Raw genomic sequence first — 24017 nt, 5'->3', positions numbered from 1 at the left:
ACCTTTCTAATCAAGGTGGCTCCTTTGTTCTGTCTCTTTAGTAAATTTTATCTATTTAGATATACTTCCTATGCACACTCTTCCCATCATAGGTGAAAAGAACATTCTTCGTCTCGATAACCGACTCCATATGAACAGGGCGCCCCCAGATCTGAAAAATGTACGGCATGACTTTTTCTAGGTATTTAAGATCCAGTTCAATTCCCTCATACCAGTGTTTCAGGTAGAGCTCACCAGTACGAAGATAATCCCCGTCATTAACGGTGATATATGGAAACCCTCCGTTTACTCTCATATTGACCAGCTGATCTCGCACATTCTCCCAAGCCTTATCGACAATTTTATAATCCTTGCCTTGCTTTTGGAAAAGGTACATATCCTCTCTCATGACTAGATCCTTGTTTAAATAATTGCGCAAGAAGGAAATATCCGACTCTACCTCGCGCACTTCAAACATTTTCTCTCGACCAGACCCTGGCTGCACGCCATCTCGCTTCATTTCCTCCGTTGGATTGTTGTACCGCTCCTCGATATCCTCAAATATTTTTATTCCAAGGTAGTAGGGATTGATGCTTGTTTTGGACGGCTGCACGACCCCTGCGTTCAGCTTGGCATATTCGAGTGCCTCATCACTTGTGAGGTCCATCTCTCGTAGGATGCGTTGATGCCAGTAGGAAGCCCAGCCCTCGTTCATGATTTTCGTTTCCATCTGTGGCCAGAAATAGAGCATTTCCTCTCGCATCATCGTTAAAATGTCACGCTGCCAGTCTTCAAGCTCGCTGCTGTACTGCTCAATAAATAAGAGAATATCCTTTTCAGGCTGAGGTGGGAATTTCTTCTTCCGTTTTTTCGGAACGGCCTTTGGTTTATTGCGTTCATCTAAATTCCATAAGTCATCATAGATGGTTATCTGCTTTGGTGATTCCTCCTCTTCTTCGAGATCATGAATGCTCCACGCAAGCTTAGATCTAATTAATGAGGGATCAATATGCTCTTGGATGGCCAGTACCGCATTGAGGAAATCCTCCACTTCTTTTTTTCCATAATCATGCTCATATTGCTTGATTCGTTCCGCTGTCGCAGCCATGCTCTCCACCATATCCCTATTCGTGTTTTGAAAACGACAATTGTTTTTAAAAAAGTCACAGTGCGCCAAAACGTGCGCGACAATCAGTTTATTTTGAATAAGGGAATTGGTATCTAATAAAAAGGCATAGCACGGGTTTGAGTTAATGACTAATTCATAAATTTTACTTAACCCCAAGTCATAATGCAGCTTCATTTTATGAAATTGTTTACCAAAACTCCAATGTGAAAAGCGTGTGGGCATCCCGTAGGCTCCAAACGTATAAATGATGTCTGCCGGACAAATTTCATACCTCATCGGGTAAAAGTCGAGGCCAAACCCTTTGGCAATTTCGGTTATATCATCAATGGCATGGAATAAGGCTTTTTCATCTTTGGCTTTCATCATACTACCTCCCTTTTCCTCTTATCACAATGTATGAACAAGGTGACAATATCATGAAAGGCAGATAGCAATTAAAGTTTTTTTCTATTTCAGACCATAGGACCATTTTCGAATGGTATACTTTAGAATGGAACGAAGATTGAAGGAGTTAACCGTGATGGAATTTATTTTATTTATACTTTTAGGATTTTCAATTAGCATGCTCTCCGGCTTCTTTGGAATTGGTGGGGGCCTAGTACTTACCCCCATTTTACTTTTATTTGGCTATAGCCCCATTGAAGCAATTTCCACAAGCTTGATGTATACCATCGGGACATCCTTATCGGGAGTTTATGCCCATTTCAAGTTAAAAAATATTCAATGGAAAGCTGCTGCGATAATGGGTGTAAGCGGAATTGCTGCCACACAATTCGCCTATCCTTTTGTTGATTGGCTTGAACACAACGGCTACGATACAACCGTTGTCCCAATTTTGTATTTGGCGCTTCTTACATACTTTGCTTATAAAATGCTGAAGCAGTCACCTGATGCTCCTCGACCAGCTTATGATGCTGGCTCCTCTGGTAACGGGTGGATGAAGTTCGTCTTTATCGGTTTTTTTGCTGGGTTCCTCTCCACTGCCCTTGGTGTTGGCGGAGGTTTCATCATTGTGCCACTTGTTATTGCGTTTTATGGGTTTAACTCAAGGCAGGCTGTTGCCACAAGTCTTGCAAGTGTTATATTAATTGTGAGTGCCGGTTTTGTAACGTATGCGGTAAACCATCCGATACATTTTAAAGTTGGCCTGTTTTTGATAGCAGGTGCAGTGATTGGTTCCCAGTTGGGCGCTCGAGCAACTTCTTATTTCAAAAGTCGCTCCATTCAAACTTTGCTTGGTTTTCTGTATATCATGACTATGGCAAGCTTAGTGTTTGATATGATGAAGCTTTCCCTTGTGGGTCTTATTGGACTTGGTTCCTACACGATCTTTATCAATGTGTTTCTTATTGTTCGCCTGCTGCAGAAGAAAGTGCAGGTGTCGAATTAGGAAAAGCCACTCTTTTTGGGGTGGTTTTTTTGGTTGGTGGGAGGTGTAATGACTCTTAATGGGTAGCGGTTACGTCCGTTTGGGGTTATCTGATATTTTTCCGACTAATGGGACTTGTTGAGGACCTTCTTTGGGGGTTATTCTGCTGCTTTGCAATGCAACGACACCACACACTCTCTCCGGTGCGTCCCATTTTCCCATTCACCTCCAATCAAACCTCAATAAAAAAAGCCACCCTCTTCAAAAAAGAGAGTGGCGTGGCCTTACTGGTCTTCTAAATACCTTAACTCAAATAAGCCAAAAACGTTGTGGCTAATCCAAAATAAATGAATAAGGACAAAATATCATTTAAAGTTGTAATAAGTGGACCTGATGCGATGGCAGGGTCTATGTTTAACTTGTATAAAATTAACGGAATGATGGTTCCAGCCAATGTTCCAATGATAAGGGTTAAAAATAATGAAGCTCCGACTACTAAGCCAAGAATCCAGTTCCCATCCTGCCAAACGTAGGCAATGATGGTAATGAGAAAGGCACAAGTTATGCCTATGGTTAGGCCCACACGGAATTCTCGGAAAACTAATTTGAACACGACTTTTTTATCGATTTCACGAGAGATGAGTCCGCGAACTACTACAGCAAGCGACTGAGTTCCAGTATTTCCTGTCATTCCAGCTATCATCGGCATAAAAAACGCCAATGCTACCACGCTATCCAAGGTCGTTTCAAATCCGCTAATAATGCTTCCTGATATAAGACCAATAAATAATAATAATATCAACCATGGCAATCTGCGGGCAGAAGCCACAAGAGCGGGTGTATCAAAGTCGATGTCTTTACCTGATGCGGAGAGCTTTTCAATATCTTCATTTGCTTCTTGGATGACTACGTCAATGACGTCATCGACGGTGATAATTCCAACTAGTGTTTTGTTATCATCTACTACTGGTACCGCTAAGAAGTCATAGCGCTCAATGACATGTGCTACTTCTTCTTGGTCCGTATCCACGTGAACGGAGATAACACGGGAAAACATGATGTCCATAATTTTTTCTGTTGCATCCGCAAGAATCAGGTCACGATAGGAAACAACCCCTACTAGTCGCTTCTCTTCATCAATAACATATAAATAGTTGATGGTTTCTGCGAGTTCCGCGAAGGATTTTAATTTATCTACTACTTCTCGAACGGTATATTCCTGTGGAATCCAAACATAACGGTTGGTCATTAAACGACCGGCTGTTTCTACTTCATATTTCATGAGGTCCTGAACAGCGGTTGATTCTTCCTTGTTCATTTTGGAAAGGAAGCGTTCTTTCACTTCAGGGTCCATTTCATCAAATAGGGCAGCCAGATCATCGTTGTCCATTAAGTCCATAACTTTTGCTGACTTTTCGACGCCGATTTTTTGTAGAATTTCAAGCTGTAATTCCTGATTTAATTCCCCAATTAGTGCTGTTAATTGATCGATTGTTAAATAGGTTAAAAATCGTACTTTATGTTTTTCAGGAAGCTGTTGATAGATGATGCCCGTATCGTACGGTTGCAATTCTTCTACGATGTCTTGAAAGGCTTTTCGTTTTCCTTCTTTTAGGAAATTAATAATATTTAATATAATTTGATCCTCTGTAAGGTTCTTTACCATGAGCTTCTCCTCCTTCTCTCTTTCTAAGGAGTACAAGGAATGCTATAAGATTGCTACCTAGAAGGGTGGTAACAAAATGATAAGTATTCGCTTGCACTGTTTTTGGTCCTTGGACTTGGACTACTATCCATTTTTGTTACCACCACCTGTAAATGATTTTTTTTCATGAGGCTGTTTTCGTAAATATTGTTGCTACTGCGTATTGTAAATACACCCGTTAACAACGTTGCTACCGTGCTTTTTTCGTCGAGGAAGATTTAATGATTAGAAAAAGTCCTATAGCCTACTTTTTCTTAGGTTTTTAGCAACAACCTTTTAGAAAAGAGCTTTTCATGAAAAAAGCACCTTTCATTGATGACGAATGAAGGTGCATAAAGGCATAGTTAATCCTTATGTAATCCCTCATTCGTAGAGCTTTAGCACTGTGTGGCATAGGAAGATTCCAGCTGCATTAAATACCACCTTATCTCGATGGTCTCTGTTGACCCATTGGCGTCTTTGGACGTTTCTGGGCAGCAGCGTATCTCCAGCACAGGAGCCTCACCTAACGAAGGTTTTTTGAGTTTCACAAGTACTACTCTACAAGGGAAAAACAGACGATGTCAACCTATTTTAGTTACTCTTTTTTTCTTCAATGGTTAAAACTTTTAATTGTTTTGTTTGCGGATTGAATGTAAGCGCTACAATGATTTTAAAGGTTTTTTGTCCTTTTTTTGCGGATAGTTCAAAGGTATCTTTTGTTTCTGTATCAGAGATGTTTTCTCTTCCTACATATTTATACTCGGAAATCTCCATTTCATCATCATTTTCTTTTGCAATTTCAACCGCAATTTTCCCCCATTTTTCGTAGTCCACTTGACGGTTTCCTTCAGCTTCGACGAAATGACTTCCAGAAAACACAATGAAAACAGTTAACCAACTTAATACCCATTTCTTCAAACAAAAAAACCTCCCAAAAATAGTGAATACGAGTATTCTTCCTCCATTTTCATCATTTCATTACAATTTTAAGAATGAGGCTTTTTAGGTTTTTGTTTGGGGAAAAGACCAACATTTTCAACGAAGAATTCCTCCTTTTTGAAGCAAAATAATAACACTCCTTAACATAGAGGAGGAGAGGAAAAAGTGAACACAGTTGACTATGACCGTGCCCTATATTACACCCACCGTTCAGAATGGGATAACCTGCTCATTTTGATGGTGCGGACAAAAGATGACTTTCTCTCCAAGAATATCGAGCATTTTCTTCATTCGTATAATTTCTCAAAAGATTATAAAGAAATTGAGAGAAATTTGTATCAATTGCTACGTTATATTGATCATGCCGTAACGAAAAATACGGAAGATCATGTGGAGGAAGTTAGTCACGGGTATTTAGTTTAAATCAAAAGCAGTAATTCGAGGTAAAAAAAGCCTGGAATTACTGCTTGATATAAAAAAGAGACCCTCATTAGGCCTCTTCGTTTTCATAAAGATACTCTCGCATTTTCACATACATAACAAGCTCTTTATAAAGAGCATCGACTAGGTCGGCACTCTCAGAGTTTAACGTATCATTTTCATACTCAAAGCAGTGAGGGTCCAATACGAGTTGCCTTGGTATCACATTTGCGTACACACCTCTGCCAACGACACGCATATTATTGAGAGCGTTGATTCCGCCTTTCCCTCCACCAGCAACAGCCAAAAGTCCAACCGGCTTGCTGTGGAACTGTTCACTGCTAAGAAAATCTAAAGCATTTTTTAAGGCACCGCTCATTCCACTATGGTATTCAGGTGACAAAAGAATAACTGCGTCAGCTTCTCCTACCTTCTTTCGCAGGCTAACAATGTTCTCAAGCTCTGTTTGATAGGATTCACCATTATATAAAGGGATACTTCCCTCGCTTAAATCCATTACTTCTACTCCGTATTTTTCTGCCAAAAATCTCGCTGCGATACCAGTCCTGCCTTTTTTACGCGGGCTTCCACTTATCGCTAAAATATTCATTTTTTTGAACTCCCTTCCATTTCCTTTATACCATTAGTATATAGAAAAATGAGAAGGGCTAAATCAGCAGATATGGCTAACTTTTCCTACGAAAAACGAATCATTCCATCTACGACTAAAGTTGTAGATTTAGGCAATGCCATGCTTGACCGCATAAAGAGCTGCCTGTGTTCGATCTGCTAGCTCAAGCTTGGCTAAAATATTGGAAACATGCGTTTTCACCGTCTTTTCTGTAATAAAAAGATCAGCTGCAATTTCTTTATTGCTCTTACCTTTAGCAATTTCAGCTAACACTTCAAGCTCTCTGCGGGTCAAGTCTTCATGAAGCTTACGACTCGCTGCCCCTTTGGAGAAATGTGACATAACATGAGAGGTTACCTTCGAATGAAGCTGACTCTCGCCTCGATAGACAGCCCGAATGGATGCGATTAATTGATCAGGCTCAACATCTTTTAACTGATATCCCGCTGCACCAGCTCGAATGGCGGGAATCACATGATCTTGGTCTGAGAAGCTTGTTAGGATTAGCACTTTTGAAGGAATGTTTTTCTCCATTATTTGTTTTGTTGCTTCAATGCCATCAAGTTCTGGCATCACTAAATCCATCAAAATCACATCAGGGTGTAAGGAGTCTGCTAACTCTACTGCCTCTTGGCCATTTTTTGCTTCCCCAACAATTTCAATATCCTTTTGTGTTTTCAAAAAGAATAACAAGCCTCTCCTAACTACATGGTGATCATCTGCAATCACAACCCTGATCATTTATTTTCCTCCTTTGTCACTGGCATTTCTACACGTACCACAGTTCCTTTTCCAAGCTCACTTATCACCGTGAATTTCCCCTTTAACGCTTCTGTTCTCTCCTTCATGCTCCTCAACCCTAAAGAGGGAATCTCCTTGCTTTGGGTAAAAGAAAAGCCCGCTCCTTTGTCTATGATTTCCATTGAAACATGTTTATTTTTCACTTCGATATTCATGCATGCTTCCTTAATTCCTGCATGCTTTTTACAGTTATTCAACGCCTCTTGCCCTATTCTCCATAAGCATTCTTCCATATGATTTGGAAGATCGACTACACCCTTTACCTCTGAATGAATGGTCAATCCTAATACCTTTCCGTAATTCAATAATGCACTTACTACTCCATTTTCCAGCCCCTGTGGCCTGAGTTGCCAAATGAGCGCTCTCATCTCACTTAATGCCTCCTGCGACAGCTCTTGCATATATTCCAGCATTTCTACGATTTGCGGGTCTTGGGTTAGCTCTTTTGTTCCCCTTGCTGTTAGCATTAGTGAAAAAAGAAGCTGGTTCACGGAATCATGAAGATCTCTTGCCAGCCTGTTTCTTTCAGCTAAAATGGACAAATGCTGTTCATTTTCAGTCAGGCGAATGCGTTTAATTGCCGTACCAATCTGAAGAGCTACTGATTCTAAGAGAGCAAGCTCCGAATCTTCAAAATGTGTTTTATTCGGGGAAGCTATATTTAAGAGGCCGAATTTTTCCTCGCCAGCTCTTAAAGGAACCGTCGCATGATGGGTAATATCATTTGTATCCCCCCACTCGAAAGCAAGGGCATCCTCTATTCTTTTGCAAGCAATGATATTGGAGGCACGCTTTAATCTCCCGTCCTGATAACGATCTAAACACCAGCAACCCCCTTCACACATCGGCTTTTTATTTTCTTTTCTTAGAGCCTCTGGCAGCTGATGGTCGGCTGCAAGTGAATACCTTCCTTTTTCATCTATAAGATAAATCCAACCTGTTGTAAGGCCAGTCACTCTTAACAATTCTTCCAGCACACTTTGGAGCATAGTTGATAAATCATTTGCCTGATTTAAGGATTCTGCAATGATTTTAAGCGCACGAAGCTCTTGAATTCGCTGATTTTCCTGAAGCAATCCTACACTCCCCCTCTAATAAAGCTATCTTTTATCTTTCTATTGTAACAGGAGAAATCCCTCTTCACGTTCGAAAAAAGTATGGGGTTTTTCTGAGACTTTGGTCGTAGAGGAAAAGGCTTTCCTTTCGGTGACGTAAATTAGGTGATTGGGGAGATGGGATGTGGAGTTGACTGTCTCTAGGAGGTGAAAATGAGGACTATTGGTTGGTAATTCACGCTAGTTGTCTTTATAGTGCTGTATGGGGAACATTACCTTCCTTCGTTGTCTTCATTGACGCTCTATGAGGACTACCAAACCAAATTAGCTGCCTTGGTTGTCTTCATTGACGCTGTATGAGGACTACCAACACAAATTAGCTGCCTTCGTTGTCTTCATTGACGCTGTATGAGGACTACCAACACAAATTACCTTCCTTCGTTGTCTTCATTGACGCTCTATGAGGACTACCAACCCAAATTAGCTGCCTTCGTTGTCTTCATTGACGCTCTATGAGGACTACCAACCCAAATTAGCTGCCTTCGTTGTCTTCATTGACGCTCTATGAGGACTACCAACCCAAATTAGCTACCTTCGTTGTCTTCATTGACGCTCTATGAGGACTACCAACCCAAAATAGCTGCCTTCGTTGTCTTCATTGACGCTCTATGAGGACTACCAACACAAATTACCTTCCTTCGTTGTCTTCATTGACGCTCTATGAGGACTACCAACCCAAATTACCTGCCTTCGTTGTCTTCATTGACGCTCTATGAGGACTACCAACTCAAATTAGCTTCCTTCGTTGTCTTCATTGGCGCTCTATGAGGACTACCAACCTAAAATAGCTGCCTTCGTTGTCTTCATTGACGCCCTATGAGGACTACCAACCCAAATTACCTTCCTTCGTTGTCTTCATTGACGCCCTATGAGGACTACCAACCCAAATTAGCTGCCTTCGTTGTCTTCATTGACGCTCTATGAGGACTACCAACCCAAAATATCTTCCTTCGTTGTCTTCATTGACGCCCTATGAGGACTACCAACCCAAAATATCTTCCTTGGTTGTCTTCATTGACGCTCTATGAGGACTACCAACCCAAATTTGCTGCCTTCGTTGTCTTCATTGACGCTCTATGAGGACTACCAACCCAAATTACCTGCCTTCGTTGTCTTCATTGACGCTCTATGAGGACTACCAACCCAAATTACCTGCCTTCGTTGTCTTCATTGACGCTCTATGAGGACTACCAACCTAAAATAGCTTCCTTCCTTGTCTTCATTGACGCTCTATGAGGACTACCCACCCAAATTACCTTCCTTCGTTGTCTTCATTGACGCTCTATGAGGACTACCAACCCAAATTACCTGCCTTCGTTGTCTTCATTGACGCCCTATGAGGACTACCAACCCAAATTACCTTCCTTCGTTGTCTTCATTGCCAACACATGAGGACATTTTATTCACTATCTTTTCTAAATAAAAAAACTGTCCAGAAGGTCATATAAAAAACATTCTGGACAGCAGCAAGCTCTTTATGAAATTGGGTAATTTTGTACTAGTGGATGAACAACTATTTCATCTACTAGCATATGCTTTGGTGCACTTGCCATATAGACAACCGCTTGGGCGATGTCTTCCCCTTTTAACCAATCCTTTTTGTCGTCCACGCCTTGTTCTGAGTTATTGAAGTAGCTGTCTACCATACCTGGGTTGATGGTGCCAACTCTGATTCCAAATTCGCGTACCTCTTGAGAAAGTGCTCCGCAGAATCCTTGAACCGCATATTTTGTCGCCGTATAGGCAGACCCATTGGCAATGGTATAACGAGCGACGTCAGAGGAAATTGTGACGATGGTACCGGATTTTTTCTCTTTCATATGTGGCAGAACTGCTTTGGAGCAAAGGAATACTCCTTGAACATTGACATCAAATACCTGCTTCCATTCTTCAAGGGAAGTATCCTCCACCAATTTAAAGAATCCGACACCAGCATTGTTTACAAGTAAGTCCACTCCGCCGAACTCCTCTATGGTGGCAGAAACCATCTCTTGTACTGATTGCTCATCGGTTACATTAACTTGATAGCCTTTTACATCGGCATACCCTTGTTCTTTTAGTTCCTTCTCCACATTGAATATTTCTTCAGAGCTTCCGACTAATGATAGCTTTAGTCCCTGTTCAGCTAGTTTATATGCAATGGCCTTCCCAATTCCGCGGGAAGCCCCTGTAACAATAGCAACTTGATTTTTTAACATATACTAAGTCCTCTCTTTATAAAAAAAATTTCAAACGATTTCCGTGATTTCAACCTTCTGAGCTTATGTTATTCAAAAGCTCATCAACCTTTTTCATCAACGATTCTGAAATAGCGGTCAGTTTATCTTGACTTGCCTCCATCGAATCCGCTTGCGTTCCGATATAGAATTTGACTTTTGGCTCTGTACCGGATGGTCGTACACAAACCCAAGTGCCGTCCTCTAAGAAATATTTTAATACATTCGATTTTGGAAGGTCGATTGGTTCAGTTGTTTCTGAAGCCACCTGTAATCTTTCCTGAGTAGAGTAGTCCTCCACCACTTTCACTTTGTAGCCTCCTACTTCTGTTGGAGGTGTGTTGCGGAAGGCAGTTAACAGGTTTGCGATTTGCTCTGCTCCTGCTTTTCCTTTTAATGTGAGTGACTTCATGCCCTCTAAATAGAATCCATATTGCTCGTATAGCTCAAGAAGTGCTTCATACATAGTCTTGCCTTGTTTTTTGTAGAAGGCACATATCTCTACTGCCATAATGCAGGCCTGTACAGCATCTTTATCACGGGCAAAGTCAGATATTAAAGAGCCATAGCTTTCCTCATATCCAAACTGGAAGGAATACTCTCCCGTCTTTTCGTATTCCTTAATTTTTTCGCCGATAAATTTAAAGCCTGTCAGCGTGTCAACTGTTGCCACTCCAAAGCTGTCGGCAATAACCTTTCCAAATTCAGAAGTAACAATGGTCTTAAGCATCACACCGTTTTTGGGAAGCTTACCCGTTGCTTTTCGTTCAGAGAGCAAGTAGTGAAGGAATAGTGCACCAGTTTGATTCCCTGTTAATACTACATAATCACCTTCTGTGTTTTTTACCGCTACCCCGAGTCGATCTGCGTCAGGGTCTGTTGCAATCAACACATCTGCGTCGATTTCTTTTCCATCACGAATTGCAAGCTCAAATGCTGCGTGCTCTTCAGGGTTTGGTGAGGCTACTGTAGAGAAGTTAGGATCTGGCTGTTCCTGCTCTGCTACTACTTTCACATTTTGATAACCTAATGCATGTAACCCATCACGGACTGATACATTTGCCGTACCATGAAGTGGTGTAAAAACTACTTTCACATCCTCGCCCATTTCTTGTCCGAGCTCAGGGTGAATGCTTATCGTTGTTAAATGCTTTAAATATTCCTTGTCCACTTCTTCCCCAATAATTTTAATAAGGCCTTTGTTCTTTAGGGCTGTTTCCGCTTCTACTTGTATTTCAAGCTCATTTTCTATCTCATTTACTTTGGAGATTACTCTGTCTGCTTCAACTGGCGGTAATTGGCTACCATCTGGACCGTACACCTTATAGCCGTTGTATTCTGGTGGGTTATGACTTGCTGTTACTACAATCCCAGAAAAAGCATTTAGATGGCGAACCGCAAATGACAGTACTGGCGTTGGACGCAGGCTTTCAAACACATACGTTTGAATTCCGTGACTTGCCAACGTTTTTGCTGCTTCCATCGCAAATTCAGGTGATTTATGACGGCAATCATATGCAATCGCCACTCCTTGTTTTTTTGCATTTTCTCCAAAAGTTTCTATGTAACGTGCCAAGCCTTCAGATGCTTTACGAACGGTATAAACATTCATGCGGTTGGTTCCCGCGCCAATTTCCCCACGCATGCCACCTGTACCAAACTCCAAATCTTTATAAAAGCTTTCTTCTTTCGCTTTGTCATCGTTTTTCATTTCCTGTATAAGCCTTTGCATTTCTTCATCTAAATTGGTGTGAGACTCCCACAGGTCATACTTTTTCATCCATTCCATCTGTTTCTTCCTCCTTGCGTTTGTTGTCAGGATACTATTGACTTCTACTTTCTAGGCCTTGCTTCCTGCCAAAAAAATACGTCGAATTTTGACAAAAAACGCGTACGTGAACGTTTTCACTTGTAATTATACTAAAAAAGAAAAGGAATTGCCTTAAGCAACTCCTTCCTTTTAGCTTATTTTGTTGGTCCGTTTGCTTTTGGGTAAGTCCTCTTCATCTATTGCGTTCACTGCATCCAGTAAATGCTGCTCTAAAACATGGAGGTGCTTTTGTTTTTGTTCTCTAGACCAAACCAGTTCACTTGCCATCACATCAAGAACTTTCATTTTCCATTTTTGTACCCATGCTATGTCGAAAAACAATGCCCCTGTTCTGCGGATAAAAAAATCTTGAGGGGTAGCTGTCATTTCTTCTCTAATTGCATACAGAATCTGTGCATAAACATCAAGAGAAATTCCGGCTTTTCTTGCATCTTCTGCATGCTCTTCTCCAAGGGTAAATAACTTATTAACATTAGAGCCATACATTTTTGCAAGCTTCTTCGCTTGTGCTTCCGTGAATCCAGATTCTATGCCTTTTTTTACTTGCTGATTTATATATACTGCAAGGTTTTTGGAGCCCCCAACATCACCGCCTGAGATTGGCATGTTTTTTGTTTTGGAGTTTCCGAATGCTTTTCCAGCTTCTTTTTTCACTTGCTCATTTATTAGATTAACTACCATTTCCGCCATTTTCCGGTAACCCGTTAATTTGCCGCCCGCAATGGTGATAAGTCCTGACTCTGAAACCCACACTTCATCCTTCCTAGATATCTCTGAAGCCGACTTTCCTTCCTCATGTATCAACGGTCTTAACCCAGTCCAGCTCGATTCAATGTCCTCTTCTTTCAGCGCCAAGGATGGAAACATGTACGAGATTGCAGACAGTACATACTCCTTGTCTTTTCTTGTCATTCTTGGGTGTACCATGTCTTCTTTATAAACGGTATCTGTCGTGCCAACATAGGTTTTTCCGTCACGTGGGATGGCAAAAATCATCCTTTTATCCTCTGTGTCAAAATATATCGCTTGTTTTAACGGAAATTTGGACTGATCAAACACTAAATGAATTCCTTTTGTTAGCTGAAGATGCTTCCCTTTTTTGCTGCCATCCATTTCCCTTAAGTTATCTACCCAAGGCCCTGCGGCGTTGACAATTTTTTTCGCATAGATACTATAGGTTTTATTTGAAAGTTGATCGGTTACTCTTGCGCCCACTACTCTTTCATTCTCATATAGCAACTTCTCCACTTTCGCATAATTAACGGCTTCCGCTCCATGCTTTACTGCTTCTTTTAACACTTCAATTGTGAGGCGGGCATCATCTGTCCGGTATTCCACATAAAGTCCCCCACCTTTTAATCCGTTTCTATTAAGAAGTGGCTCTTTTTGTAACGCTTCCTCAGCGCTTAACATTTTCCGTCGTTCTGCTTTTTTTACATTTGCTAAGAAATCATAGACCCGTAAGCCTACAGAAGTAGAGAATTTCCCAAACGTTCCACCCTTTTGAATTGGCAACAGCATCCATTCTGGTGTGGTGACATGAGGACCATTTTCGTAAACCACCGCCCGCTCTTTGCCAACTTCAGCCACCATTTTAACCTCAAATTGTTTTAAATAGCGTAGGCCACCATGAACGAGTTTAGTAGAACGGCTGGATGTTCCCGCTGCAAAATCCTGCATTTCTACAACGGCAGTCTTCATGCCCCTGCTTGCAGCATCTAAAGCAATCCCACTTCCGGTAATGCCACCGCCAATCACAAGGACATCGTATGTTTTTTCTGTCATTTTTTTTAAAATAAGGCTTCTGTTAAAACTAGCAAAATGTAATTTTTTCAATGTCGGTGCCTCCATCCCTCTTATTAATATATATACAAAAAGAGACCACAGGAAACATCCTCAAAGCATAAATGTCGCTTTGAATATGTTCTGTGGTCTCTCCAAATCTCCAACCGAAATATTAACTTATTTATACTATATCATATGCAAAGACTATTTAAAAGCCATAGTCGCATTAACTGCTTTTTTCCACCCAGCATAAAGCTTCTCTTGTTCTTCTTCTGCCATTTGCGCATCAAAGCTTGCTTCCATTTGCCATTGTGACGCAATTTCCTCTTTGTCGTTCCAAAAGCCCACTGCAAGTCCAGCAAGATAAGCCGCACCTAACGCAGTAGTTTCGTTTATTGAAGGCCGCTCCACACCTACCCGAAGCATATCACTCTGAAATTGCATGAGAAAATTGTTTTTCACCGCTCCTCCATCGACTCGAAGAGCCTTTAAAGAAATTTCTGAGTCTTGCTCCATCGCTGTTAAAACATCCTTCGTTTGATATGCCAGTGACTCCAATGTCGCACGAATGAAGTGCTCCTTAGATGTTCCTCTCGTTAAACCAAAAGCCGCACCTCGAACGTCACTATCCCAATAAGGCGTTCCGAGTCCAACGAATGCTGGCACTAAATACACACCCTCTGTTGACTCAACACGGGTTGCATACTCCTCGCTTTGAGCGGCATCCTTAAACATTCTTAAGCCATCACGAAGCCATTGAATGGCAGAACCTGCAACAAAAATACTGCCTTCAAGCGCATAGGTTACCTTCCCATCAAGCCCCCAGGCAATCGTTGTCAACAGACCACTCTTAGATTCGATAGGATTTTCGCCTGTGTTCATCAGCATAAAGCAGCCTGTTCCATAGGTGTTTTTTGCCATCCCTTCTTCATAGCATGCTTGCCCGAACAGCGCTGCTTGTTGGTCTCCTGCAGCACCAGCTATCGGGACCTCCTGCCCAAAGAAATGATAATCCACTGTTTGTGCATAAATTTCCGATGATGGCTTTACTTCTGGTAGCATACTAGAGGGGATATCTAAAATATCCAATAACTCTTCATCCCATTTTAATTCGTGAATATTGTAAATAAGGGTTCTTGAAGCATTGGAATAATCCGTCACATGCGCCTTCCCGCCTGAAAGCTTCCAGATTAACCATGTATCAATGGTGCCAAAAAGCAACTCTCCCTTTTCCGCACGATCACGGGCCCCTTCTACATGATCTAGCAGCCACTTTATCTTTGTCCCCGAAAAGTAGGCATCAATTAATAAACCTGTTTTATCGCGGAAAGTCTGTTCATGTCCAGCTTCCTTCAATTCTTCACATATAGCAGCTGTTTGTCTCGATTGCCAAACAATCGCATGATGGATCGGTTTTCCCGTTTGTTTGTCCCAGACAACTGTTGTTTCTCGTTGGTTGGTGATACCAATACCAGCAATCTGCTCAGGTTTAATACCGGACTCTGATAAGCACGATGCAATGACAGACAAAATGGAACTCCATATTTCATTTGCATTATGCTCCACCCAGCCCGATTTAGGAAAATATTGTTGAAATTCCTTTTGCGCAATATACACCGGCTCTCCCTTTTTATTAAATAGAATGGCGCGCGAGCTAGTGGTTCCTTGGTCTAATGATAAAATATACTTATCCATTTCTAGCACTCTCCTATTTCTTTACTTTGAATAATGCTCCCATAGGTCCTGTTTAGAAGTGGTAACTGCTGTTGCACCTGCTTCTATAGCTCTGTCAACATCTGTAACAGAACGAATCAACCCTCCGGCAAATACAGGAATGCCTGTTTTCTCTTTTACTTCCTTAATCATGTGAGGAACAACCCCAGGTAATACTTCAATAAAATCGGGCTGGACCTTTTCAATAACTTGATAACTTTTTTCCACTGCGTTGGAATCAAGTAAGAAGAGACGTTGTATCGCGTAGATGCCCCTTTGTTTAGCTTTGGCTATTACAGCAGCTCTAGTTGAGACCAGTCCTGCTGGTTTTAAGCTTTGGCACAGGAATTCCGCTGCATGCTCGTCATTTTTTATGCCTTGGATTAGATCCACATGGACAAACAATTTTTTATTGCCTTTTTTCGCTGCATTTATATAACTGGGTATTTGCGATAGTTGACTGTCTAAGATTACCCCATATTCATAGCTACTCTGTAAAAATCTCTCAAGCGTCTTGCCGTTTTTTACAGCTGGGAGGACGGTTTGGTTTTGGAATGTCATCGTTTTACCTCAATTCAATGATAATCGAGTATTGTTAGAACGCTTACATTTTCTTATCTACATTTTAATACGTTTTGTATTAACGTTACAACCTTTTTGCAGAAAAAAAGTCACAGACTATTACTTAGCGCTGTGACATTTCATAAATTATCTCGTTAGTTCTACCTGGTATTGATATTGATCTGAGCGGTATTTGGTTTTTGCAAATTCAATTGGCTTATCATTTATGCCATAGCTTACTCTAGTCATTTCTAGTAAAGCTTGTCCACCACTTATACCTAGAAGATCAGCATCATGAAGCGTAGAGTTGACAGCGGATATTTTTTCTTTTGCTTTTTTCAACATTACGCCGTTTTCTTCTAATATTTGATAGAATTTAGCGTTGTTTAGGTCGTGTTTTAATAATATATTTCCTATTTCCTCCGGCCAACATGTACGTTCTAGGGCAATAGGGAGATCGTTCACGAAACGAATTCTATCAATCACTAATATTTTTTCTTTATCACCTAAATGGAGTTTTGCTTTCTCTATAAAAAGGTCGTCTCTGAATTCGGTTCTTAATAATTTGGAATGTGGCAGGAGACCTTTTTCCATCACTTCTTCTGCAAATCCAGTTAGACGGCCTAATGAACCTACTAACTTTTGATATTTGACTGTGGTACCTTTTCCTTGCTTTTTCTCTAATAATCCATCATGCACCATAGATGTAATAGCTTGCCTAATCGTTGTTCTACTTACATCAAATTCTTTCATCAGTTCCTGTTCTGTGGGAATCAAATCACCTGGTCCCCATACTTTATCGACAATTCTTTTCACCAATATATCTTTAATTTGATGATAAAGCGGCACAGGACTGCTATGGTTTATTTTCACTTTTGCCGACACTCCTTTTACCTATCTTCTTCTATTATAGTATGTTCTAACTGTAAAAGATAGTATCGTCATTACCATTTATTGCAAAACATCTTATCCCTTAACAGAACCAGCAGTCATACCTGCAACAAAGGAACGTTGAAGGAACAGATCGGCTATAACCATTAGAGAGCCAGCCTCCCTAATAGGAAACTGACTCTATAACACGATCCAAAACATGACGGGTAAACTTATGATCGTCAACAAGGTACTAATCAACGTACTACTCGAAACAAAATCCGGCTCTGTATTAAATTCCAAGGCATACATTGTGGTATTAGCAGCAGTGGGCATAGCGGCCATAATAATCATCAACTGCTTGACCATAGGATCCACAGGCAGTATCAAGGTTAAACCAAAAGCAATGAAAGGCGAAAGAAACAATTTAATTCCAATGGCATAAGCCAATTTTTCCTTGGATGCTTGTTTAATAGATATTTTAGCTAATTGCATCCCTAATATAACCATGATTACAGGAACGGTTGCATTTGCAACAAGGTCCACTGCTTCCATTATAGAAGTAGAAACGGGAATGGAGAGAAATTGAAAGGACAATCCGGTAATGGCCCCGTAAAGAATAGGCATTTTTACTACGGCTCGTAAAGCAGTTTTCACGCCTGCATTATCCGGGCTGCCCTTCGCTGCATAGTACACTCCCACTGTACCCATTAGTAGAGATTGAACGACCATCAATACAATGGCATATTCAAAGCCTGCAGCGCCAAATAGTAATAAAGCGACAGGAGTACCATAGTTTCCATTGTTCATGAAACTTGCAGCAAGAATCATTCCACATGTTTCCGCCCTAGTAAATTTCTTTAACCAAGAAAGTAGATGCACAAATCCTATTAGTGCAAAGCATAAAAGAAACGTATATAAAATAATGTACAGATGGTTACTACTAAATGCATTTGTATAAAAGGTCCGGAATACCAGTACGGGAGACAGCAAGTACAGAGCCATCTTAGATAAGGTTTTTGTATCAAACCCCAATGTCTTCTGTCCGATAAATCCTATTGAAAATATCATAAATACAGGTAGTAGTACTTGTAAAAAACCCAAACCTTTTCGCCTCAATCCTCTTGTTAAAAATGGAAAAGCCCTGGCTCCACCAAACCGAGCCAGGCCATCCTTTTACTTTATCATACTAGTTAATAATATGATTGCGGTGACTTCAACACAAGTGTTAACAATCAACTATTATTATAAATTAAATACGACGATTCTCTCTTCTGTCATTTCTTCAATTGCATATCTAGGGCCTTCTTTTCCAGTTCCACTTCTCTTCACGCCACCATAAGGCATATGATCCACTCTATACGCAGATGCATCATTGACTATTAATCCGCCCACTTCAATTTCTTTGGCTGCCTTCATGGCAAAGCCCAAGTCCTTCGTAAACAAGCCTGCCTGCAAGCCGTATTCAGAATCATTCACTTTCGCGATGACTTCCTCTTTTTCTTTATAAGGTGCGACAGATACGACTGGACCAAATAACTCCTGACGGCATACTTTCATATCATCATGTACGTTTGTAAGGATGGTAGGATAATAGAAAGCTCCATCCCTTTTCGCACCTGTTACCACATTTGCCCCTTGCTGCACAGCTTCGTTGACCCAAGCTTCCACACGCTCTGCTTCGCTTAAACGGATCATCGGACCGATAGCGGTTGTTTCTTCTAAAGGATTGCCAACTACCAGTTTTTCCGTTTTCTCTTTAAGTTTTTGAACGAATGTATCGATAACATCCTCATGCACATACACACGTTGGACAGAAATACATACTTGACCTGCATTATTAAAGCTCTTTTGGGCGACCATGGAAGATGCAAGCTCTAAATCCGCATCAGAATGTACTACTGTTGCTGAATTGTTACCAAGTTCTAATGCTACTTTTCTAAGACCAGCTTTTTGACGAATCAACTCACCCACTCGTGGACTTCCTGTAAAAGTGAACATGTTAACATCCTCATTTTCTAATAACCAATCCCCGATGCTTGGGCCATCACCAGTGATGACATGTAAGCGTCCCTTAGGTAATCCAGCTTCTATAAGTACTTCCGCTAGCATATAGGCACAAACAGGTGTCACTTCCGCAGGCTTTAATACAACACTATTTCCTGCTGCTAATGCTGGGCCAATTTTATGGCAAACAAGGTTTAGAGGCACGTTGAAAGGTGTAATCGCTGCAATAACTCCAACTGGTACCTTCAGTGTGAATGCCATGCGGTTTTCAGAACCTGGTGCAGCCTCGACGGGAACACCTTCCCCATGAATTCGTTTTGCTTCTTCTGCAGAAATTTCCAAGGTCTGTGCTGCCCGCTCTACTTCTCCTCTTGATTCGTTAATCGGCTTGCCTACTTCGGTTGCCAATACTCTAGCAAACTCTTCTTTTTTTGCTAATAGGAGCTTGGCAGCTTTCAACAAAACTTGATAACGCTGATAAGGAGGGAACTCCTCTTTTAGAGAAGCTTTTGCTACTTGAACAGCTTCATCAACATGTGCTTGCTCTGCAACACCAACATGGTAGGCAATTTCTTGAGAGTATTTATTCAATACTGGCATGGTTTCCTTCGTTTCTACTTTTTGTCCATTGATATATAATTCGTGAGTGGAGAAAGTTGTTGTTGTCATATTAGCAGCCCCTTTATCATCTTGTTAGTTCCACATTATAGTGGTATTGATCACTTCGAAATTTCGTTCTTGTGTACTCAATTGGATTGTCATCGAGTCCATAACTTAGTCTTGTCATCTCAATTAGGGCTTCTCCTGCCCTAATTCCAAGCAGATCTGCTTCATGCATCGTGGCATTCATCGCAGATATCCGTTCGTTTGCTTTCCGTAAGGCGACACCATTTCTCTCAAGTATTTGATAGAAATTTGCTACATTCAGCTCTTCTTTCATCAGCATTTCGCCAATCGATTCTGGCCAGCAGCTTCTTTCAAAGGCTATCGGAAGGTCATCTGCAAACCGAATTCTCTCAATCACTAGAATAGAGGGCTCCTCGGTTTGCAGCATCGCTTTTTCATGATATAAACTCGTGGAAAATTCAGCCCTTAAAAGTTTGGAATAGGGTGTTAATCCTCGCTCCAACACTTCCTCTGCAAACCCCTTTAATCTTCCTAAGCTTCCGACAAGCTGTTGCGATTTGACAATCGTCCCTCGTCCTTGCTGGCGCTCCAATAATCCATCCTGAACCATCATGCTTATTGCCTGTCTGATAGTTGTTCTACTAACCTCAAACTCTTTCATCAACTCTTGTTCCGTTGGTATTAATTTATTAGGAAGCCAAATCTTCTCTTGGATACGATGAATGAGCGTTTTTTTGATCTGAAGATAAAGTGCTCCTTGTTTGTTGCTATGTTGTTGCATATTAGTAACCCCTTTGTTGTTCCCTTAAACAAGTAAACTCTTTTTACGAGCCATAAATCTCCGTTTTGATTCCAAGCATTCTTCCAAGCTCTACAAGTTCTTCCACCACATCATCGTATACTAAGGCAAAATGGGGCTCAAACCCTTCATTCATCACCTCATATAACGTCTCTGTTACATCTTTTTGTAAGGCCACTTCCACAGAAGTACCTTGGAAATGTTGAGGAGAGTCAAGCGCTTCTCCCTTCATGATCAATAATCGGTACCCCTCTGGTGTATGACTCACTCGAAAAATAGTGACACCACCAGCTTTTAATCCAAAATCCATCGTGAATCCAAGTTTTCTGTTTGGGTGAACTCCAGCTGTTGCACCAGTTTCTTCTCGCGCTAAGGAATAGGATCCTGCGCCACAATGCCAAAATACAACAGAATTATTCTCTTCATTTACATGGACGAGGTCTCCAAGGTAAGGCGCTTTTCCACCGCTCAGTTGTTGTAAAACAAACATAGAAACAGAGCCATGGATGTCGGACTCACAGGATGAAACAACACCATCTTCTGTAAACTGAGACAGGGTAGAGCAAGCAGCAGCTCCCAAATCATTGAAAAAGTCAGGCCAGCAGCGTACGGCAATTGCTTGAATATCATTTGTTTCAATATGCTTTTTAACATAAGTGGAGAATTGTGCGAACTTCGTTACGGTTTCATCAGAGCGATTTAATCCGATGACTTGCTGCTCTGCTCTTTCAATGGCAGGTAGCCACTCCTCTTTTGGAAGCTCCATACATTCTTTGAATGCTTTTTGCAGGTCCATTTTGTATAAGTTCACACCAAGTGCACGTTTTAGTTCCTGTTCGTTCGTATCGGAGAAAAAGAATCCTGGTGGATGCTCTCCAACTACACCTATGGTGAGATCATTTAATTGAGCAAGTACTTTCGTTACTTTTAATTGTTTGGTTAATTTTTCTTGAAGCGTTTGTTCATCTGGATTTCCAAAAACAAAGGCGAATGTGTGGTTATGGTTACGCAACACATTACTGGTGCTGTTACCGCCTGTTAATGAATTTAGGCGTAAGCGCCCTCCTACACTTGGTTCCCTGACAGACCAAACAATAACAGGTTCTGTTCGATTTTTTAATATTTCTACCATGAATTCACCATCTGCAAACGTGACACTTTGATAAAGAATGGTATCAATTTTTTCGTTTTTTGCTTCTTCTAAGAATACTTCTAATTCTTCTACAGAGGTTAAAATGCCTTTTGGTTCAATTACCTTTTTACAGGTTGCATTCAACCATTCCGAGCTCTGAAGGCGGTATGCTTCACCAGCTTCTAGATCAAATGTTTTTCTTCCAATAGGTACATATAAAAGATTGTTAGTTAGCATGATTAGTTCCCCTTTATGAGTAGGCTTACATTGAGTATAACATAGGTTACTACCTTTTTGTAAATATCGTAACCTTTTAATTTAATAGAAAGGGACTGTTTGTGTAAAAAAGCAGTCCCTGTTCTGTTATTTTATTTCTTTTAATTTACCAAATAACTCTGCCCATTTAGAATTTTTTCGGAAGAATACCGGCGGTTCACCAATTGGAGCTTCGACTGTAATGTCCCCACCTGTAAATTCTTGTCCACTCCATACATGAACCCATTCATCCTGTGGAAGATACACATCCCATGTTGATACCCCTTCTTCATACACAGGAGCAACAAGAAGATCTTCACCATACATGTATTGATACTGAATAACATAGGTTTCTTCATCATGCTCGTAATGCATAAAAAGAGGGCGTTGTACAGGAGTACCCATTTCTGCATTCTGCTTCACTAGGCTCTTTGTATATGGAGCCAAGGCTGTATATACCGTAGTCATTTTTGCCAATTGATTGAAAGAACGATCTGTGTCGTCAAATTGGAAGCAGTCATATGGTCTATTCCCTTCATGTGACCGCATAACTGGAGTGAACGCTCCAAGCTCTGTCCAACGAAGTAAAAGCTCTTCGTTTCTCTTATTGCCAAACAGGCTCGTGTATCCTCCAATGTCACTATGATGTAATCCATTTCCAAGCATCCCTGCTGATAGGGCTGCAGGGATGACAGAAGCTAAACCATCATCTATGGTAAAATCAACACTCTGGTCTCCACCCCAAAGTAAGGTATTGTATTTTTGAATGCCTGTATAGCCTGCTCTCATGAAATACACAACTTCGCCTAGCTTGCCTGCCTCTTCAACCGCTTCATAGTTGACTTTCGCCCACATGGTCGGCCAGGCATTATGCATTTTCATTGGGTCTTCCCCACTGTGCAGCTTCACATCTGTAGGTAGGTACTCTCCAAAGTCAGCCATCCATCCGTCCAAGCCAAAACCAATAAGATTGTCTTTAATGACCGTTTTATACCATTTCGCTGCTTCCGGATTTGTAAAGTCAACCACTCCACAATAAAACTCACCAAAATCCACCAAGTAGACTTCATTCTCTTCATTTAATGCCAAATATCCTTTCTCTTTGGCTGTTGCAAATAAATTACCTTCCACTGCTACATAAGGGTTGATATACCCTAGAAAGCGTATTCCTTTTTCTTTCCATTCATGAATCTTTGTGTCCAGATTCGGATACACTTCAGGATTCCACTGCCAATTCCACATCAGACGTTTTCCAAAAGAAGTCATCCGAATACCTTGCCAATCCTGACACCAGACTCCACCAACCTTGACCCCTTTGGCCAATGCCTTTTCAACCTTTTCTTCGACGACATCTGTGCCTCCCTGTATACCTAACCAAATACCATTATACGTCCACTCTGGTAGCTCTGGCTGACGTCCAAAGCGATCCGTGATTTTTCCAACTAATTCTATAAAATCATTTGCCCCTTCAAGAACCACTTCTTTTGGCATTTCCCAAATCTGAAGTTCATGGAATGCATTATTTCTAAAATCAAAATCTGCATAAGCTGTCGTTTCCACATGACAATAATATTTTCTGCTTGAAACAAAAGTCGGTTGAGGGTAATTGGTATGATAATAATCTCCACCTGCCATTCCCGTTACATCTGACTGCCACGTTACATAGGTGCTTTTATTCCTTCCAACTCCAGGTTCAGAGGTCCAAAGAGGGAAATTCTTCCCCCTCATGTTAAAGTGGGTAAGCTGTTCGCCACATCCATATACTTTCTCCTCTTTATTTGCCTTGAGGCGAAGCCAGAAGCGATTGATGTCCTTGTTTGCTTGTTGAAAAACAAGCTTTATTTCATCTGTACTTTGCACTAATTGTACCGTTACAACCGATGGGCCATCGGGATAACTTGTGAAATCTATTTCTACACCATTGTTATCGTTGTTTCTGACAATAATAAACGGAAGAGCTACACGCTCTGTAACATAATCCTTAATGTCAAAGTTCCCTCGAAACATTTTAACGTTTTCCTGTCCTTTTCCTACAAAAAGGAAGGGAGATTCAGGAGAGTGATGAAGGATCTCCTCCCCTCTCCAAGTAACAGTTAAACGATTATTCTCTGTTACTACTCTCATTGTTTCAATCTTTGTGGAAGTTGCCAT

At 41.0% G+C, this 24017-nt stretch carries 19 protein-coding genes and 1 riboswitch; of the genes, 2 read left to right on the top strand and 17 right to left on the bottom strand.

Annotated elements, in window-relative coordinates:
* Nucleotides 1–55: 55 nt before the first annotated feature.
* Nucleotides 56–1471 carry a SpoVR family protein gene (locus FIU87_RS05690; protein ID WP_152446429.1) on the bottom strand — a complete coding sequence of 472 codons (1416 nt, stop codon included), beginning with the start codon at nucleotides 1469–1471 and terminating at the stop codon, nucleotides 56–58.
* A 127-nt stretch (nucleotides 1472–1598) separates the two neighbouring features.
* Here FIU87_RS05690 and FIU87_RS05685 point away from each other — a divergent pair, with 127 nt between their 5' ends.
* The gene (locus tag FIU87_RS05685) at nucleotides 1599–2498 is read left to right on the top strand and encodes a sulfite exporter TauE/SafE family protein (RefSeq protein WP_253905521.1); all 900 of its coding nucleotides are present in this window, start codon (nucleotides 1599–1601) and stop codon (nucleotides 2496–2498) included.
* Between the two features lie 283 nt (nucleotides 2499–2781).
* Here the strand turns inward: FIU87_RS05685 and mgtE are convergent, their stop codons facing one another.
* Both mgtE and FIU87_RS05675 read right to left on the bottom strand, forming a co-directional pair.
* A complete protein-coding gene (mgtE, locus tag FIU87_RS05680; RefSeq protein WP_152443682.1) occupies nucleotides 2782–4143 on the bottom strand; it encodes a magnesium transporter in 1362 nt (453 codons plus the stop codon).
* Nucleotides 4144–4537: 394 nt separating this feature from the next.
* A riboswitch (M-box (ykoK) riboswitch) is annotated at nucleotides 4538–4702 on the bottom strand.
* A 53-nt stretch (nucleotides 4703–4755) separates the two neighbouring features.
* Nucleotides 4756–5082 (bottom strand): DUF3889 domain-containing protein, encoded by a 327-nt coding sequence (locus tag FIU87_RS05675; protein ID WP_172970967.1) that lies wholly within the window; start codon nucleotides 5080–5082, stop codon nucleotides 4756–4758.
* A gap of 186 nt (nucleotides 5083–5268) precedes the next feature.
* Between FIU87_RS05675 and FIU87_RS05670 the strand changes: the two genes are divergently transcribed.
* A complete protein-coding gene (locus FIU87_RS05670; RefSeq protein WP_152443680.1) occupies nucleotides 5269–5526 on the top strand; it encodes a YhdB family protein in 258 nt (85 codons plus the stop codon).
* 67 nt (nucleotides 5527–5593) lie between these two features.
* Here FIU87_RS05670 and FIU87_RS05665 read toward each other — a convergent pair whose 3' ends face one another.
* From FIU87_RS05665 to FIU87_RS05600, 14 genes are all read right to left on the bottom strand, one after another.
* A complete protein-coding gene (locus FIU87_RS05665; RefSeq protein ID WP_152443679.1) occupies nucleotides 5594–6133 on the bottom strand; it encodes an NADPH-dependent FMN reductase in 540 nt (179 codons plus the stop codon).
* Between the two features lie 129 nt (nucleotides 6134–6262).
* Complete coding sequence (locus tag FIU87_RS05660) at nucleotides 6263–6895, bottom strand: response regulator (protein WP_152443678.1); 633 nt, start codon at nucleotides 6893–6895, stop codon at nucleotides 6263–6265.
* On the bottom strand, nucleotides 6892–8031 hold the full coding sequence (locus tag FIU87_RS05655; RefSeq protein ID WP_152443677.1) for a GAF domain-containing sensor histidine kinase: 1140 nt from the start codon (nucleotides 8029–8031) through the stop codon (nucleotides 6892–6894). Before FIU87_RS05655 ends, FIU87_RS05660 begins: the two co-directional genes overlap by 4 nt.
* A 1514-nt stretch (nucleotides 8032–9545) precedes the next feature.
* Nucleotides 9546–10268, bottom strand: coding sequence for an SDR family oxidoreductase (locus tag FIU87_RS05650; protein ID WP_152443676.1), 723 nt, complete (start codon nucleotides 10266–10268; stop codon nucleotides 9546–9548).
* 49 nt (nucleotides 10269–10317) lie between these two features.
* Nucleotides 10318–12075 carry a phospho-sugar mutase gene (locus FIU87_RS05645; RefSeq protein ID WP_152443675.1) on the bottom strand — a complete coding sequence of 586 codons (1758 nt, stop codon included), beginning with the start codon at nucleotides 12073–12075 and terminating at the stop codon, nucleotides 10318–10320.
* Between the two features lie 171 nt (nucleotides 12076–12246).
* Nucleotides 12247–13902, bottom strand: a complete 1656-nt coding sequence (locus FIU87_RS05640; RefSeq protein WP_253905571.1) for a glycerol-3-phosphate dehydrogenase/oxidase — start codon at nucleotides 13900–13902, stop codon at nucleotides 12247–12249.
* A 204-nt stretch (nucleotides 13903–14106) separates the two neighbouring features.
* A complete protein-coding gene (glpK, locus tag FIU87_RS05635; protein ID WP_152443673.1) occupies nucleotides 14107–15597 on the bottom strand; it encodes a glycerol kinase GlpK in 1491 nt (496 codons plus the stop codon).
* A gap of 21 nt (nucleotides 15598–15618) precedes the next feature.
* The gene (locus tag FIU87_RS05630; RefSeq protein WP_152443672.1) at nucleotides 15619–16176 is read right to left on the bottom strand and encodes a glycerol-3-phosphate responsive antiterminator; all 558 of its coding nucleotides are present in this window, start codon (nucleotides 16174–16176) and stop codon (nucleotides 15619–15621) included.
* A gap of 147 nt (nucleotides 16177–16323) precedes the next feature.
* Nucleotides 16324–17049 carry a GntR family transcriptional regulator gene (locus FIU87_RS05625; protein WP_152443671.1) on the bottom strand — a complete coding sequence of 242 codons (726 nt, stop codon included), beginning with the start codon at nucleotides 17047–17049 and terminating at the stop codon, nucleotides 16324–16326.
* Between the two features lie 198 nt (nucleotides 17050–17247).
* A complete protein-coding gene (locus FIU87_RS05620; protein ID WP_152443670.1) occupies nucleotides 17248–18150 on the bottom strand; it encodes an AEC family transporter in 903 nt (300 codons plus the stop codon).
* Nucleotides 18151–18291: 141 nt separating this feature from the next.
* A complete protein-coding gene (locus tag FIU87_RS05615) occupies nucleotides 18292–19722 on the bottom strand; it encodes an aldehyde dehydrogenase family protein (RefSeq protein ID WP_152443669.1) in 1431 nt (476 codons plus the stop codon).
* A gap of 16 nt (nucleotides 19723–19738) precedes the next feature.
* Nucleotides 19739–20461: a GntR family transcriptional regulator gene (locus FIU87_RS05610; RefSeq protein ID WP_152443668.1), complete on the bottom strand. Its 723-nt coding sequence runs from the start codon at nucleotides 20459–20461 to the stop codon at nucleotides 19739–19741.
* A gap of 43 nt (nucleotides 20462–20504) precedes the next feature.
* Nucleotides 20505–21848, bottom strand: coding sequence for a sulfoquinovose isomerase (locus tag FIU87_RS05605; RefSeq protein ID WP_152443667.1), 1344 nt, complete (start codon nucleotides 21846–21848; stop codon nucleotides 20505–20507).
* A 126-nt stretch (nucleotides 21849–21974) separates the two neighbouring features.
* A complete protein-coding gene (locus FIU87_RS05600; RefSeq protein WP_152443666.1) occupies nucleotides 21975–24017 on the bottom strand; it encodes an alpha-glucosidase in 2043 nt (680 codons plus the stop codon).

Source organism: Bacillus sp. THAF10, from assembly GCF_009363695.1.
Classification (GTDB): Bacteria; Bacillota; Bacilli; order Bacillales; family Bacillaceae_I; genus Sutcliffiella_A.
Note: the sequence above shows the minus strand (reverse complement) of the source record. Positions and strands in the feature narration are given on the sequence as shown.

Coding starts and splice junctions, on each gene's coding strand:
- FIU87_RS05690 (WP_152446429.1), bottom strand. CDS start 1,471: ATGAAAGCCAAAGATGAAAAAGCCTTATTCCATGCCATTGATGATATA.
- FIU87_RS05685 (WP_253905521.1), top strand. CDS start 1,599: ATGGAACGAAGATTGAAGGAGTTAACCGTGATGGAATTTATTTTATTT.
- mgtE (WP_152443682.1), bottom strand. CDS start 4,143: ATGGTAAAGAACCTTACAGAGGATCAAATTATATTAAATATTATTAAT.
- FIU87_RS05665 (WP_152443679.1), bottom strand. CDS start 6,133: ATGAATATTTTAGCGATAAGTGGAAGCCCGCGTAAAAAAGGCAGGACT.
- FIU87_RS05660 (WP_152443678.1), bottom strand. CDS start 6,895: ATGATCAGGGTTGTGATTGCAGATGATCACCATGTAGTTAGGAGAGGC.
- FIU87_RS05650 (WP_152443676.1), bottom strand. CDS start 10,268: ATGTTAAAAAATCAAGTTGCTATTGTTACAGGGGCTTCCCGCGGAATT.
- FIU87_RS05645 (WP_152443675.1), bottom strand. CDS start 12,075: ATGGAATGGATGAAAAAGTATGACCTGTGGGAGTCTCACACCAATTTA.
- FIU87_RS05640 (WP_253905571.1), bottom strand. CDS start 13,902: ATGACAGAAAAAACATACGATGTCCTTGTGATTGGCGGTGGCATTACC.
- glpK (WP_152443673.1), bottom strand. CDS start 15,597: ATGGATAAGTATATTTTATCATTAGACCAAGGAACCACTAGCTCGCGC.
- FIU87_RS05630 (WP_152443672.1), bottom strand. CDS start 16,176: ATGACATTCCAAAACCAAACCGTCCTCCCAGCTGTAAAAAACGGCAAG.
- FIU87_RS05615 (WP_152443669.1), bottom strand. CDS start 19,722: ATGACAACAACAACTTTCTCCACTCACGAATTATATATCAATGGACAA.
- FIU87_RS05610 (WP_152443668.1), bottom strand. CDS start 20,461: ATGCAACAACATAGCAACAAACAAGGAGCACTTTATCTTCAGATCAAA.
- FIU87_RS05605 (WP_152443667.1), bottom strand. CDS start 21,848: ATGCTAACTAACAATCTTTTATATGTACCTATTGGAAGAAAAACATTT.
- FIU87_RS05600 (WP_152443666.1), bottom strand. CDS start 24,017: ATGGCAACTTCCACAAAGATTGAAACAATGAGAGTAGTAACAGAGAAT.